Genomic DNA, 15,208 nt, shown 5'->3' with positions numbered 1-15,208 from the left:
AACTTCCTCCCACGTATTACATCATTTAGTACAACCTATGCAATCCGTAGACAACTTATCACTTACGAAAAAGAAAAGCATAAAAAAAGAAGAGATGATCATCTCTTCTTTTTTTATGCTTTATTATGCACGTGATACATAGCTGCTATCTGTTGTGTTGATAATTAATACATCGCCTTCATTCACGAAGAATGGAACTTGTACAATTAGGCCTGTTTCAACCGTAGCTGGCTTCGTACCACCTGATGCTGTATCACCTTTAATACCTGGTTCTGTTTCAGTAACTTTTAATTCAACTGTATTTGGAAGCTCAATACCCAGCGTTTCACCTTGATACATCATGATAGCTACTTCCATGTTTTCTTTTAAGAACTTTAGCTCATATTCAATTGCTGATGCTGGAAGTTCTAATTGCTCATATGATTGGTTATCCATAAATACGTGCTGATCACCACTTGCATATAAATACTGCATTTTACGGTTATCAATTTGTGCTTTTGCTACCTTTTCACCTGCACGGAATGTTTTCTCTTGAACAGCTCCAGTACGTAAGTTACGAAGCTTTGAGCGAACAAACGCTGCTCCTTTACCTGGCTTTACGTGTTGAAAGTCCATTACGCGCCAAATACCTCCGTCTACTTCTACTGTTAGACCTGTGCGAAAATCGTTTACTGAAATCATGAAAAAATCCTCCTACATCTTATAAAATAATAAGTTCTTTCGGTGAGTATGTTAATGACTCATTTCCTTCTTCTGTTACCACGGTATCGTCTTCAATACGAACGCCACCAAGGTTTGGTATGTAAATACCTGGTTCAACCGTTACAACCATTCCTGGCTGCAGCGTATCCTGAGACTTCACAGAAAGCGACGGGCCTTCATGAACCTCTAACCCCACACCATGACCTGTAGAATGACCAAAATACTGTCCATATCCTTTTTCTACAATATAGTCTCTTGTTAAGGCATCGGCTTCCTTACCCGTAATACCCGCTTTAATTCCTTTCATGCCTCTTAACTGCGCCTCTAATACTGTATCATAAATTCCCTTTAGTCCTTCACTGACTTTCCCTACCGCAAATGTACGGGTAATGTCAGAACAATAGCCTTTATAATACGCACCAAAATCAAGCGTAACAAATTCTCCTGCTTCAATGACTTTTTCAGAAGCAACGCCGTGCGGTAATGCCGAACGATGACCTGACGCCACAATTGTATCAAACGAGGACGAAATTGCACCTTGCTTTCGCATAAAGAACTCCAGCTCATTAGACACTTGAAGCTCTGTTACACCAGGCTTAACGAAGGTCAAAATATGCTCATATGCTGCATCTGCAATTTTTGCAGCTTCCTTTAATATCTTAATCTCTGAGTCACTCTTTATCAAGCGTAAGTTTTCAACGGCAGTGGAAACTGGAATAAGCTCTGCTTTGACATGCTTTTCAAGCTGTTGAAACTGAGCATATGAAACATGATTCTCTTCAAAGCCAACGCTTTTCATTCCAAGCTTCGTAATAACCTGCCCTACTTCTTCTAAGATTGGGCCTTTATGTTGCACAATTTCAAATCCCTCTGTTTGTTCAGCGGCCTGCTTTACATAACGAAAATCTGTGATAAATACAGCTTTATCGTTAGAGATTACTGCTATACCTGCCGAACCAGTAAAGTTAGTCATATAGCGACGGTTATATTCACTTGTAATAACCATACCGTCAACATTTAACGTATGAAACTGTTTGCGTAATTTCTCTATTTTCATCCTTCATTCCCCTTTCTTTTGCAACAGAGCAAGAATCGCTAACTCATATCCATAAATATCCAAACCTACAATTTGTCCTGCTGTGACAGGCGCCGTCACTGATTCGTGACGAAATGCTTCTCGCTTATGTACGTTTGAAATATGAACTTCAAGCACAGGAACTGAAATGCTTGCAATCGCATCGCGGATTGCGTAGCTATAGTGGGTGAATGCCCCTGGGTTAATGACAATTCCATCAAAGTTCTCGTCTGCTCCATGAATCCAATCAATAATAACTCCTTCATGATTAGACTGAACACATTCAATATGCACACCCTGTTGCTCAGCAAGCTGCTGGAGGTTGCGCTCTAACGTTTTTAAATTCTCTCTCCCATAAACTGCTGGTTCTCGAACACCGAGCCTATTTAAGTTCGGACCATTAATTACCAAAAACTTTCTCATGGACACTCTCCCTTGCTTACACAGCTATTTTTATCATTAAAATAAACCTTACGTTTTCTCTTTTTAGTTTATCATAAATCAAAACATTCACACTACTCATTCACAAGTTCTGGGTTATGTCTAGAACTGCTGTTTAGCTCTGCTGCCTCAAAGGAAATGGAATATCCGACAAATATCCCGTATAAGATGTATAAACAAATGGTTGTAATAATGGTATTAGACGTTAATTCTCCTATCATTTTCATGCTTGGAAACAACGGGTTGAGTAAAAGGAAAACGAGCGCCCAAAGCACTGCCCCATATGCAATACCAAACCATATTGATTTAAACTTTTTTAAGAGCACATAGTAAAGAAGCGCTACACCAATTGATATAATACCAATTATCAAAACGCTAACAATAAGCCCTGGCCAGCGATATTTCCAGCTACCAAAAGCCCACGGCTGTAAAATCATATTGGGATGAATTTCACTAAAGCTAAATAAATACGTAATGTATCCCATTAAGCTCCAAAACACTCCTCCTACAAAACCAATAACTACCACTTTAGCTAAGAATGAGCCTTCCTTTGATTGTATTTGTTGATGTGTCGACTTATTATCTTGTTTAGCTGTCATCTTCATCACCTCTACTGAATAGTATGAGCTGATCTTTACTGTTCTATTATAAAGTTGAACGTTTCTTAATGAAAACAACAGGAAAATTTTATCATTTCATGTGTGATATAGAAAAGTTTTGTCTAAACTAGATAACATACATCGACCTAGAGGTTTATTCGAAATTGCTGTAGAATATAAATTATTAAGGGGCAATTAGTCTGAGTTAGGTTGGTGTCTGAAATGTCTAAATTACAAAAAAACGCATACGGTGGGCAGGCTGTCATTGAAGGAGTCATGTTTGGCGGCAAGAAAATGATGGTCACTGCCATTCGTCGCAAAGATCAATCTATTGAGTATTTTCAATCTTCTCGGAGATCGAATCGTGTACTAACAGCGCTGAAAAAAATTCCGTTTTTAAGAGGAATTGCAGCGATTATTGAAGCAAGTGCAAACGGTACACAACATTTAAATTTTTCATCTGAACGTTACGATGTACATCCTAACGAAGACGATGTAATTAAAGAAGAAAAAAAAGAATCAAAACTATCCTTAATATTGGGTGTTGCAACAATTGGTGTACTTTCTTTTCTATTTGGAAAAGTGCTTTTCACTCTAATCCCAGTGTTTTTAGCAAATTTGACTCGTCCTATTTTCGCTTCCGATTTAGCACAAGTAGTGATTGAAAGCTTCTTTAAGCTTTTATTATTGCTCGGTTATATTTACGCGATTTCACAAACTCCGCTTATTAAACGCGTCTTTCAATATCACGGAGCAGAACATAAAGTCATTAATGCGTATGAAAACAATCAGGAACTTACGGTAGAATCAGTTCAAGCTCAGTCTCGGCTACACTATCGCTGCGGAAGTAGCTTCATTCTATTTACAGTTGTCGTTGGAATGTTTGTCTATCTCCTTGTCCCTACGGACCCGCTTTGGCTTAGAGTCGTAAACCGACTTGCTTTGATTCCCGTCGTGTTGGGTTTATCTTTTGAAGTACTACAATTGACCAATAAAGTTCGCCATGTACCTGTTTTACGATTCTTAGGTTACCCTGGGCTATGGCTACAGCTTCTTACTACAAAGGAACCTAAGGATGACCAAGTCGAAGTTGCAATCGCTTCGTTTCAAGAGCTTTTACGCATTGAAAATGAGGGAAAATCTGTAACCGGTGGCGAACAAGTAAGTTAAGACTGTTTTGCTTTCTTTTATCATTTTAGGAGGTGAACAAAATGAGGCGTCCATTCGTTAAACCACTTGTTAATTCATTAATTGCTTTAGGAATCATTGGGTTTATTTACACACTTGCAACAAATCCAACAAGCCTATTGCGCCAAGCAGGCTATATCTTTTTATTTATCATTTTGTTTTACTTAGTTTATCGGTTTATTATCCGTCCTGCCCAAACCAAAGGACAAGACAAAGGCTATCATCGAGCTGTAAAACAATCAAAAATACGCCAAAAAGAAAAAGAACGCAGCGGTAATAAAGTGGATATGAACGCTTATCGAAACGTCCAAAAACGTCCATCTGCTAAAGTTAACAAACCGTTAAAGAAGAAGAAAAGCAATACACATTTAACAGTCATTGAAGGCAAAAAAGGAAAAAAGAAAAACCGTGCCTTCTTTTAATGAAAAAACTGCGCCTTACAAAGACGCAGTTTTTTCTATTTAATAGCACCATCTTTTTAAGAATAGCTCCGCTTTATTCTTGCCATAGTGAAAAAGCTGATGTTTCTGTTCGTCTGGTAAGGAAAATTCCGTAGCGAACACTTCACTAACTGGTAAAAAGATAATATTTCGCTCGTGACGTTTTGATATATGCCTTGCATCATGAGCGTCTTTCATTGTATCAAATAAAGCTGAAAACATCGCGATTGCATTTTTAATATTTTTTTTATCTTCTTCTTTTTCACGAGGGCTAAGCTTAATACCCAAAACAGGCCTTTGTTTACGCTTTTGATCATCGTCAAATAAAAAAATAGGAAAGTTACTTAATACCCCACCGTCCACAATGAGGCTTACGGGATTTGTCCGCAGCCTAACTGGCTCAAAAAAGTAGGGAATGCTACAGCTCATCCGCACAGCTTTTGCTACGGGAAATTTCTTTGGATCTATTCCATACCTAGGCAAATCATCGGGTAGTATAACGAGCTGACTATTTGTTAAATCAGAAGCAATGATGCGCAGCGATTCCGCTGGCAAATCACCAAATGTAACAATGCCTCTTGCTTTTAATTTACTCGCTATCCATTTTTCTAATTTTTCACCTTTATATAATCCTAAGTTCCAATAGAGAAGAAGCCACTTTGTTAAGGCGGATGGAAGAAAAGAAACGCGTTGATCTAGCAAAGACTTCACATTCATTTCATCCATCATCTCCATCATTTCGTCACTTGTATAACCTGCCACAATAAGAGCGCATACAATTGAGCCAGCACTTGTACCTGCTAGACGCCTGAAAATAAAGTCTCGCTCCTCTAAAGCTTGTAAGGCCCCAATTAATGCAAAGCCTTTAAGGCCACCACCTGAAAAAACGCCATCAATATACAGAAGTTCTCAACTCCTTCAGTCTGCCTCCTATCTACACTTTAGTACCTCTTTTATTAAATTATGCTAAAAATAAAAAGGAGTTTGGGACATAACAAAATGATGGCTTCTAAAAAACGAACACTAGCTGTTCCCATCTCTTTGATTTGTCTCAACATGTTCGTTCCATTGCGCTACGGTCACTCGCTTTCCGCGGGGAGGAACCTGAGCTTCCTCGCTGCGCTGCGGGATCTCAGTTTTCCCTCTCTTTCCCGCAGGAGTCGAGTGTCCTACGCTCCATTCCGCCCTGTTTCCAACATTGTTTTCACAATCAACAAAAAACCTGAACGATTAAAAGTGAGAAACTCTCAATCGTTCAGGTTTATCATTGGCTGAATTACTTATGTCCCAGCCTCTTTCCAATATGCGTTATAGCTGTTGCTCTTCTTCATTTTTCTTTTGGACACTTCGCAAACCTTGCACACGCTCTGGATCTTCCTCAAAATATTGTACTAAATCACCGATTCTGTCAATTGAGTTCCAGCTTAGATGATGCTCAATACCTTCAACATCTTCATAAATATTTTCTTCATCTACACCGATAATACGCAGCAGTTGCTCCAATAGTTCATGGCGATAAACAAGACGCTTACCAATCTTTTGTCCTTTCGGAGTTAAAACAAGACCGCGGTATTTTTCATAGATTAAATATTCATCTTTATCAAGCTTCTGCACCATTTTTGTGACTGATGAGGGATGAACTGTTAAAGCATCAGCGATATCCGAAACCCTAGCATATCCTTTATCTTCAATCAGCATATATATTTGTTCAATATAATCTTCCATACTTGGCGTAGGCATGAAATCTCCCCCAATAAAATAATTATTATGTATAAACTAACGAAACACGCTTCTGTAAACTTTTAGTAATATACTGCTCAAAAAGACGAAAACTAACGATATACCAAAAGACATTCATGTAAAATCATACTATATAGTATAAGCAAATACAAGGAAATGTAGCAGCCATTTATTTCAACAGATAGAGTTTGGGACATAACAAAATGATTGCTTCTAAAACACGAACACTAGCTGTTCCCATCTCTTTGATTTGTCTCAACATGTTCGTTCCATTGCGCTACGGCCACTCGCTTTCCGCGGGGAGGAACCTGAGCTTCCTCGCTGCGCTGCGGGATCTCCGTTTTCCCTCTCTTTTCCGCAGGAGTCGAGTATCCTACGATCCATTCCACCCTGTTTCCAACATTGTTTTCACAATCAACCAAAAAACCTGAACGATTAAAAGTTATGAACTCTCAATCGTTCAGGTATAGTAAGGACTGAACTACTTATGTCTCAGTCTCTATCACTTTCTTATAAACCACACTTTAACTGAGCGCCACAATTTGTACATGTGTTGCAGCCACCCATTTCTTCAACAGTTCCTTGGCGACAAACCGGACACGTATTTCCAATTTCAGAACCAATCGTTACATCGGTTGATCCTACTTCGTTGATTGTATCGACTAATACAACGTGTGGTTTTTCTGCTTTTGTTTCTTTTACTTCTTCATCAAATGTATTTTCTTCTGCTTTTAGCGTTAATACCTGAGCATCACGGCTACCGTCTACATAAACCGTACCGCCTTTTGCACCGCCTTTATATAAACGCTCGTACACTTTTTGAACTTGTTCAACTGTATAGCCACGAGGTGCATTTACCGTTTTACTAATTGAACTATCAATCCAACGTTGAATGACACACTGAACATCAGCATGAGCTTCTGGAGCCAATTCCATTGCTGAGATAAACCATTCAGGAAGGTTGTTTGGATCCGCTTCTGGATGTTGGTCTAAATATTCTTGAACGATATCTGCTTTTACTTCAATAAATTTCCCTAACCGACCGCTTCTGAAGTAAGAGAATGAGAAGTATGGCTCAAGACCTGTTGACACACCAACCATTGTTCCTGTACTACCAGTAGGTGCTACTGTTAGTAAGTGTGAGTTACGAATACCGTGCTCTTTGATGCTTTCGCGAATGTCTTCAGGCATCTTTTTCATAAACCCTGTATTTGTGAAAGCTTCACGTAAACGATCCGTTTCTTCCTTAGTATCACCAATTAAGAATGGGAAGCTTCCTTTTTCTTTCCCAAGCTCTACAGACGCACGATATGCTGTTGTTGCAATTGTTTCAAATACTTGATCAACAAGTTCGTTTCCTTTTTCAGAACCGTACTCTGTTTCACAGTAGATAAGCAAATCATGAAGACCCATTACACCAAGACCTACACGACGCTCACCAAGAGCTTGCTTTTGATTTTCTTCTAAGAAGTAAGGCGTTGCATCAATAACGTTATCCTGCATGCGCACACCCGTTTCAACCGTTTGACGAAGTTTTTCAAAGTCTACTGTTTTCTTTTCTTTATCTGCCATTTGCGCTAAATTTACAGCTGCTAAATTACAAACTGAAAACGGTGCAAGTGGTTGTTCTCCACATGGATTTGTTGCCACAACATGCTGACCGTATGCTTGTGCATTTGTCATGTCGTTTGCATTATCAAAGAAGAAGATACCAGGCTCTGCTGAGTACGTTGCGCAAATATTAACTAAGTTCCAAAGCTCTTTTGCACGAATTTTACGATACGTACGAACCTTATTACCTTGTTTTTCCCACTCGCGAACATCTCCTACCTCATGCCAGTTTTCGTTGTAGTGTGCCATTTCTTCTTTCGAATAGCTTTCTACATCCGGGAAGCGAAGCTCGTATTCACCGTCGTTTTCAACTGCATCCATAAACTCTTTTGTTAAACAAACAGAAATGTTTGCTCCTGTTAAAAATTCAGAATTATGAACGCTGTACGTTCCACCAGTTTGTAGTTTTTCTTCAGCATCTGCAATAATTTTCTCGCTGAATCCACCAAGACCTGGAATTTGCTTATAATTGATAATTCCTTGGTACATGTCCTTTTCAGATTCCGTAAGCGGCGTAAATTTCAGCTTATCTTGGGCATGTTTTTTAATCATTTCATCATTTGTATTTTCAATTAAGAATCGTAAAATGCGTGGATTTTGCATTTTAGAGATAATAAACTCAACAATATCTGGATGCCAATCCGCTAACATAATCATTTGAGCACCGCGACGAGAACCGCCTTGCTCAACAAGGTGCGTAAGTTTCGCAATATCATCTAACCAAGAGACAGATCCTGATGATTTACCGTTTACACCACGCGCTAGTGTGTTGCGTGGACGCAGGGTTGAACCGTTTGTTCCAACTCCTCCGCCTCGGCTCATGATTTCCATGACTTGCTTACGGTGTTCGGAGATTCCTTCGCGAGAATCTTTTACGTACGGCATTACATAGCAGTTAAAGTATGTAACATCCGTTTCAGCTCCCGCTCCGTACAGAACGCGTCCAGCTGGTACAAAGTTCATTTGAACAAGCTCTTGATAGAATTTTTCAAACCATTCGTTTCGCTTCTCTTCCGTTTGTTCAGCGGAAGCTAACCCAGTAGCGTTACGCTTTGCAATTTGCTCATAGAAGATTTCAAGTGGTTTTTCAATTACGTCTAATGAACGAGTAATAAGTCCACTTTCTGCTTCTTCAGGTGCTAACGCTCCACGAAACTCATCTTCAACCTTTACGACTGCCATCTTTTGGTCAAAATTAATGCTTTCCACATAGCCAAGTCCTCGAGCTGGAAACTTAGGGTCTTCCTTTACGGTTAAAACAACAAAGTCTCCTTTTGATAACGTAAGTTTTTCCGTATCTTTAAACGCATAACGGTCTAACATTACGAGTCGAGATACGCCTTTATGAGTAATTTTCATATCTGGTGTAATTGGGTGTACTTGTGGAAAGCGTTCAATATCTTGATTAAGCTTTTCAATATTCATATTTACTTTTTGATTAACTATAACAGTCATTCTGACAACTCCCTTACCAATCGTGCTCTATTTTACCAATCATTTACCTTATTTTGGAAAAAAGCAAAATTTCAACTATCAATAACTTACCACACGGATTGGACAAATTCAACATGTAGTATTCAACCAAAACCCAAGCACCTACATATAGATAGATGTCAAGAAAAATATTTTTTTTACATTAAAAAAAGTATTTGACTTTTACATCAATTACTTTCTTCAGCTAGATAGAATACTTAGGGGCACAGCTTAAATAGTGTGCTCCTAAGCAATCGTTATCTTCTAAAATTCCATTCAACAGAAGCATATTTCTTTTGTGCTAATTCTTCTACGTAACGCTCTTCTTGTTCTGTTAATTCATAAGGTTCTAAGTCAATATCTAAAGCGCTAGCAAAGCCTTTATAAAATGCTTCCTTCGCTTCTTCCATTTGGATTTTACGGCCTGCAATAGCATTGATTGCAACAGCTTTTGAACGAAACGCACGCTGCATTCGCTCTTTCACACGATCATTTGGATAATTAAATACGCTAAATAATTTATCTTCGTCAATCTCTAATAAAATAGAACCGTGCTGTAAAATTACACCTTTTTGACGCGTTTGTGCACTTCCAGCAATTTTACGCCCTTCTACCACAAGCTCATACCATGAAGGTGCATCAAAACAAACAGATGAACGTGGATTTTTCAAACTATTTTTTTCTTCTTCTGTGCGAGGGATTGCAAAATATGCTTCCAGACCCAGCGAACGAAATCCCTCTAATAACCCTTCTGAAATGACACGATACGCCTCTGTCACCGTCTTAGGCATGTTTGGATAGTCTTCCGATACAATGACGCTGTAAGTAAGCTCCTCGTCGTGCAAAACGCCTCGTCCCCCTGTTGGTCGACGCACAAATCCTAATCCTAATTTATCTACCTGTTCAAAATTGATTTCTTTTTCAGCTTTTTGAAAGTAACCAATTGATAATGTTGGAGGATTCCAGCCGTAAAATCGAATCGTTGGTGGTATTTGACCAGTGCTATGCCACTCTAAAAGCGCTTCATCAAGTGCCATATTGTAATATGGCGAACGTTCTTTTGAATCAATGAATCTCCATTTTTGCTTCATTCTTCTCATCCCTAACTAGTATAGTAGACATTTACATATGTAATAAACTTAATCCGTTTTTTAGTCTACCAAAAGATAAGCAGAAGGAAAAGAAAAGTGAAGCAGTAATTTTTTACTTTTCTTTCGTAAAAACTATCGTGACTTCAAGAAGAATCCCTTTACTTCTAATTTCATTCACTTATATAATAAGACTATGTATTTTGTCGAAGAAAGGAAGAAACAACATGTGGGCACTAATCATTGTACTTGCGGCAATTATTATTTATTCTGTCGTAATGTTTTTTTACCAACGTCGCATTATGAAAACGTTAACGGAAGAAGAATTCCGCAGCGGTTATCGTAAAGCACAGCTAGTTGATATTCGCGAACCAAATGAATTTGAAAACGGACATATTTTAGGAGCAAGAAATATTCCTCTTTCACAGTTCCGTATGCGTATAAAGGAGTTCCGTACTGATCAACCCGTTTATATTTACTGCCAAAGTGGCATGCGAACTGGTCGTGCTGCTCAGCTCTTGCGCAAGCATGGTGTGAAAGAGATTCATGACCTAAAAGGCGGATTCAAAGCTTGGAACGGCAAAATTAAAACAAAAAAATAAACCACAAAAACAGCCCCTTCTTAGATGAAGGGGCTGTTTTTTAACTTTCTTTTTGATAGCGGAGTACAGGCTTTCTTGCTGCAAGCGTTTCATCCAATCGCTTCACAACCGTCGTATGAGGTGCTTCTTGAACGATTTCCGGATTTTCTTCCACTTCTTTTGCAATTTGAATCATTGCATCAATAAACGCATCAAGCGTCTCTTTTGATTCCGTTTCAGTTGGTTCAATCATCATGCACTCTTCGACAATAAGAGGGAAGTAAATTGTCGGTGGATGATACCCAAAATCAAGCAGTCGCTTCGCAATATCCAGCGTGCGAACACCGAGTTTCTTTTGCCGCTTCCCTGATAAAACAAATTCATGCTTACAATGACGATCAAACGGTAAATCATAATGCTCTGACAATCGTCTCATCATGTAGTTTGCGTTTAATACCGCATTTTCCGTTACCGCTTTTAAACCATCTGGACCCATAGAGCGGATGTACGTATAAGCACGTACGTTAATACCAAAGTTGCCGTAAAACGGTTTAACTCGGCCAATGGACTGTGGGCGATTGTAGTCGAAAGTAAAGCCGCTTTCCGTTTTGACTAGTACCGGTTTTGGTAAAAATGGAATTAAATCTGCTTTTACACCAACTGGACCAGAACCTGGACCACCACCACCGTGTGGACCTGTGAATGTTTTATGAAGGTTTAAATGTACAACGTCAAAGCCCATATCGCCTGGTCGTGCTTTACTTAATACAGCATTTAAGTTCGCTCCGTCATAATAAAGCTTACCACCAGCTGCATGAACGATTTCTGCCATTTCCAAAATATCTTCTTCAAAAAGACCTAACGTATTTGGGTTTGTTAACATAAGAGCTGCTGTTTCTTCGTTTACTACTTTACGAAGATCATCTAAGTCTACCAAACCATGCTCATTAGATTTTACAGTAACTGTTTCAAATCCAGCTACTGTTGCCGAGGCTGGATTTGTACCATGAGCTGAATCAGGAACGATTACTTTCGTACGCTTCGTATCACCGTTTGCTTCATGATAGGCACGAATCATCATTAACCCCGTCCACTCACCATGAGCACCTGCTGCTGGCTGAAGCGTAACTTCATCCATGCCTGTAATCTCTGTTAAGTGCTCCTGCAAATCATACATGAGCTCAAGAGCACCTTGAACCGTTTCTTCATCCTGAAGTGGATGAATATTAGCGAAGCCTGGAATACGGGCTGTATATTCATTAATTTTTGGATTATATTTCATTGTACAAGAACCAAGCGGATAAAAGCCAGAGTCTACTCCATGGTTACGTTTTGAAAGAGCAGTATAGTGACGCATAATGTCTAGCTCAGACACTTCTGGAAGTTCTGGTGCTTCGGTACGTACATATTCTGCTGGCAACACTTCTGTACTGGTTACTTCCGGCACGTCTAGTTCTGGTAATGAATAGCCAACGCGTCCTTCTTTACTCATTTCAAAAATAAGCGATTGATGTTGATTATGCATAAAGATCCCCCAATTCCTTCACAAGTTGGTCGATTTCTTCTTTTGTACGGAGTTCAGTAAAAGCAAGTAGCATGTGATCCTTAAGCTCATGATAGTCTCGGCCTAAATCATAGCCACCAATGATATGCTTCGCTAATAACTTTTGATTTACTTCCTTACTGGGTTGAGGTAGTTTTACAACCAACTCATTGAAAAATGCCCCATTAAAAACAACATCTACTTCGCTTGCTTTTAATGCGTTATATGCATAATGCGTTTTTGATAAATTTTGCGTAGCCATTTCCTTTACCCCTTGCTTTCCTAAGGCAGTCATCGCTACTGAAGCTGCAAGTGCATTTAACGCTTGATTTGAACAAATGTTTGAAGTTGCTTTATCACGGCGAATATGTTGCTCACGTGCTTGAAGCGTTAAGACAAAGCCACGCTTACCATTTTCATCAATCGTTTGACCAACTAAGCGTCCCGGAATTTTACGCATTAACTTTGTCGTTGTAGCAAAGTAGCCGCAGTGAGGACCACCGAACTGTGTTGGAATACCAAAAGGTTGTGCATCTCCTACAACAATATCAGCACCAAACTGACCCGGAGGAGTTAACAATCCAAGAGATAGTGGATTGCTTGATACAACAAACATTCCTTTTCCTTGATGAGCAATGGCTTCAATTTCTCTTAAAGGTTCTACTTGACCAAAGAAGTTTGGATACTGAACGATGACAGCCGCTACATCATCATCCATGCGCTCCTTCAGCACCGTCAGATCCGTTACACCGTCTTTGCTTGGTACTTCTACTACTTCAATGTACTGACCTGCTGCGTACGTTTCTAACACAGCTCGTGATTCAGGGTGAACTGTTTCTGAAACTAACACTTTTTTCTTTCTCGTTTGACCTGCACTTAACATGGCTGCCTCAGCAAGTGCTGTACCACCATCGTACATGGATGAATTGGCAACATCCATTCCTGTTAGCTCACAAATCATCGTTTGAAATTCAAAGATAGCCTGCAGCTCTCCTTGCGAAATTTCAGGCTGATATGGTGTATAAGCTGTGTAAAACTCTGAACGCGAAATAACGTGATCAACAATAATTGGCATATAGTGATCATAAACACCTGCTCCTAAAAATGAAGCGTATTCCTTTACGTTCTTATTTTTAGTAGCTAAGTTTGTTAACTCTTTTACTAGCTCAGATTCTGATGCCGCTTTTTTTATATTGTATTCCCCTTGGAAACGAACGCTTTCTGGGATATCTGAAAACAACTCATCCACTGAAGACACGCCAATTGCCTTTAACATTTGCTGCTGATCTTCTGATGTTATTGGTAAATAACGATGTACCATTCTTTTGTCCCCTCTCTTTAATTACCCAACATTATTTTGAACGCTTATAAAAAGGTGTCTTCACGACTTTTGCTTTTAAACGTCTTTTTCGCACTTGCACATACACTTCTGTACCTAGCTCAGCATGTTTAGCATCGATAAGTGCAAGACCAATGTTTTTATTTAAAGTTGGCGATTGTGTGCCTGTTGTAACAAAGCCAATCTCTTCTTCCTCACTAAACACTTCATATCCATGTCGTGGAATTCCTTTATCAATCATTTCAAGCCCAACAAGCTTGCGGTTTGGTCCTTCTTCACGCTGACGCTTTAATACCTCTTTGCCGATAAAATCTTCTTTATCCGTTTTCACTGCAAATCCGATACGTGCTTCAATTGGCGTAATATCTTTTGAAAGCTCTTGACCATATAAAGCTAAAGTTGCTTCAAAACGAAGCGTGTCTCGTGCTCCTAATCCACACGGAACTACCTCTTCATTTTTTAAAAGCTCAGTCCAAAGCGTTACTACATCTGATGCAGAACAGTACAGTTCAAAACCATCCTCGCCTGTATAACCTGTACGTGAAACAAGCGCTCTCACACCTGCTACTTCTACATCATCTTTAAATGTAAATGGTTTCAAGTCAGATAATGATTCATCTGTTAATTTCTGTAAAACACCTTGTGCAGCTGGACCTTGCAAAGCTAGTAAAGCAAACTCACTTGAACGATTTACAAGCTCAATACCCTCTGGCTTATGCTGCTGTAGCCATTCGAAGTCTTTTTCAATATTTGCTGCGTTTACAACAAGCAGGTAGTCATCTTCTCCTTTTTGATAAACAAGGAGATCATCCACTGTGCCCCCATCTTCATAGCACATTGCGGTATATAGTGCTTTACCTGGACGTAATACTGAAACATCATTCGTCATAACTTTTTGTAAAAATGCCAAGCTAGTTGTCCCTTTTACATCAAACTCTCCCATGTGAGAAACATCGAACAGGCCAGCTTTTGTACGAACCGCATGATGTTCTTCTTTAATAGATGAGAATTGAACTGGAAGAGCCCAACCTCCAAAATCAATAATCTTTCCACCGTACTGTTGATAGACATCGTAAAGTGGTGTTTTGTTTAGCTCAGTCATTTAACATCCTCCTCATATAAGGCCATTTGCTTTGGTTTCGGGGAATCATCGTATCTTTTTTACACATAAAAAAGGACAGAGAACTCCCTGCTGTATAGCAGGAAGTCTCTGTCCTTTTCACCTGAAAGTTTACCCGTTAAATAGGTTTGCCTCGTGGGTGGTCTATTCGAAATAGACGCTCTCCAGAGTTGCGTCCAACAAGAGTCTTTTTGCCTGAGAGATTCACATGTTGTTTGCTCCTTCGGCGCCACTTTAAAGCAGTCTCTCCCCTTGTCATCATTCGCCT

General features: G+C 39.4%; 14 protein-coding genes and 2 riboswitches. Of the genes, 3 read left to right on the top strand and 11 right to left on the bottom strand.

Translation table 11 applies throughout. The features are described 5' to 3' along the window. Window positions 1–123: 123 nt before the first annotated feature. From efp to A2U94_RS02420, 4 genes are all read right to left on the bottom strand, one after another. Complete coding sequence (efp, locus tag A2U94_RS02435; protein ID WP_025911526.1) at window positions 124–681, bottom strand: elongation factor P; 558 nt, start codon at window positions 679–681, stop codon at window positions 124–126. Between the two features lie 19 nt (window positions 682–700). Then, a complete protein-coding gene (locus tag A2U94_RS02430) occupies window positions 701–1,759 on the bottom strand; it encodes a M24 family metallopeptidase (RefSeq protein WP_025911528.1) in 1,059 nt (352 codons plus the stop codon). 3 nt (window positions 1,760–1,762) lie between these two features. Further along, a complete protein-coding gene (aroQ, locus tag A2U94_RS02425; RefSeq protein WP_025911529.1) occupies window positions 1,763–2,200 on the bottom strand; it encodes a type II 3-dehydroquinate dehydratase in 438 nt (145 codons plus the stop codon). A 92-nt stretch (window positions 2,201–2,292) separates the two neighbouring features. Further along, window positions 2,293–2,817: a YqhR family membrane protein gene (locus A2U94_RS02420; RefSeq protein WP_025911530.1), complete on the bottom strand. Its 525-nt coding sequence runs from the start codon at window positions 2,815–2,817 to the stop codon at window positions 2,293–2,295. A gap of 222 nt (window positions 2,818–3,039) precedes the next feature. Between A2U94_RS02420 and A2U94_RS02415 the strand changes: the two genes are divergently transcribed. Then, window positions 3,040–3,987: a DUF1385 domain-containing protein gene (locus A2U94_RS02415; RefSeq protein WP_025911531.1), complete on the top strand. Its 948-nt coding sequence runs from the start codon at window positions 3,040–3,042 to the stop codon at window positions 3,985–3,987. 41 nt (window positions 3,988–4,028) lie between these two features. Then, window positions 4,029–4,427, top strand: coding sequence for an SA1362 family protein (locus A2U94_RS02410; RefSeq protein ID WP_025911533.1), 399 nt, complete (start codon window positions 4,029–4,031; stop codon window positions 4,425–4,427). Between the two features lie 39 nt (window positions 4,428–4,466). On the opposite strand, the gene A2U94_RS02405 is transcribed toward A2U94_RS02410, so the two are convergent. The 4 genes from A2U94_RS02405 to lipM all read right to left on the bottom strand — a co-directional run bounded on the left by A2U94_RS02405 (window position 4,467) and on the right by lipM (window position 10,360). Continuing rightward, the gene (locus A2U94_RS02405) at window positions 4,467–5,348 is read right to left on the bottom strand and encodes a patatin-like phospholipase family protein (RefSeq protein WP_025911535.1); all 882 of its coding nucleotides are present in this window, start codon (window positions 5,346–5,348) and stop codon (window positions 4,467–4,469) included. A 405-nt stretch (window positions 5,349–5,753) separates the two neighbouring features. Further along, window positions 5,754–6,185, bottom strand: a complete 432-nt coding sequence (mntR, locus tag A2U94_RS02400) for a transcriptional regulator MntR (RefSeq protein WP_025911536.1) — start codon at window positions 6,183–6,185, stop codon at window positions 5,754–5,756. 510 nt (window positions 6,186–6,695) lie between these two features. Then, a complete protein-coding gene (locus tag A2U94_RS02395) occupies window positions 6,696–9,251 on the bottom strand; it encodes a vitamin B12-dependent ribonucleotide reductase (RefSeq protein ID WP_025911537.1) in 2,556 nt (851 codons plus the stop codon). Between the two features lie 275 nt (window positions 9,252–9,526). Next, complete coding sequence (gene lipM, locus A2U94_RS02390) at window positions 9,527–10,360, bottom strand: octanoyltransferase LipM (RefSeq protein WP_025911538.1); 834 nt, start codon at window positions 10,358–10,360, stop codon at window positions 9,527–9,529. Between the two features lie 224 nt (window positions 10,361–10,584). Here lipM and A2U94_RS02385 point away from each other — a divergent pair, with 224 nt between their 5' ends. Continuing rightward, entirely contained in the window at window positions 10,585–10,959 is a 375-nt protein-coding gene (locus tag A2U94_RS02385) for a rhodanese-like domain-containing protein (protein ID WP_025911539.1), read from the top strand. A 40-nt stretch (window positions 10,960–10,999) separates the two neighbouring features. On the opposite strand, the gene gcvPB is transcribed toward A2U94_RS02385, so the two are convergent. Genes gcvPB through gcvT form a run of 3 tightly spaced genes read right to left on the bottom strand, consistent with a single transcriptional unit; the run spans window position 11,000 to window position 14,922 of the window. Beyond that, on the bottom strand, window positions 11,000–12,463 hold the full coding sequence (gcvPB, locus tag A2U94_RS02380) for an aminomethyl-transferring glycine dehydrogenase subunit GcvPB (RefSeq protein ID WP_025911541.1): 1,464 nt from the start codon (window positions 12,461–12,463) through the stop codon (window positions 11,000–11,002). After that, on the bottom strand, window positions 12,456–13,802 hold the full coding sequence (gene gcvPA, locus A2U94_RS02375; RefSeq protein WP_025911543.1) for an aminomethyl-transferring glycine dehydrogenase subunit GcvPA: 1,347 nt from the start codon (window positions 13,800–13,802) through the stop codon (window positions 12,456–12,458). The genes gcvPB and gcvPA overlap by 8 nt, the downstream gene beginning before the upstream one ends. A 31-nt stretch (window positions 13,803–13,833) precedes the next feature. Continuing rightward, entirely contained in the window at window positions 13,834–14,922 is a 1,089-nt protein-coding gene (gene gcvT / locus A2U94_RS02370) for a glycine cleavage system aminomethyltransferase GcvT (RefSeq protein ID WP_025911545.1), read from the bottom strand. Window positions 14,923–15,028: 106 nt separating this feature from the next. Next, window positions 15,029–15,110: riboswitch (glycine riboswitch) on the bottom strand. Between the two features lie 3 nt (window positions 15,111–15,113). Then, window positions 15,114–15,202, bottom strand: a riboswitch (glycine riboswitch). Window positions 15,203–15,208 lie beyond the last annotated feature (6 nt).

The sequence above is a fragment of the Bacillus sp. VT 712 genome (genome assembly GCF_001614195.1).
GTDB lineage: Bacteria > Bacillota > Bacilli > Bacillales > Bacillaceae_H > Priestia > Priestia flexa.
This window is presented reverse-complemented; position numbering and strand designations above follow the sequence as displayed.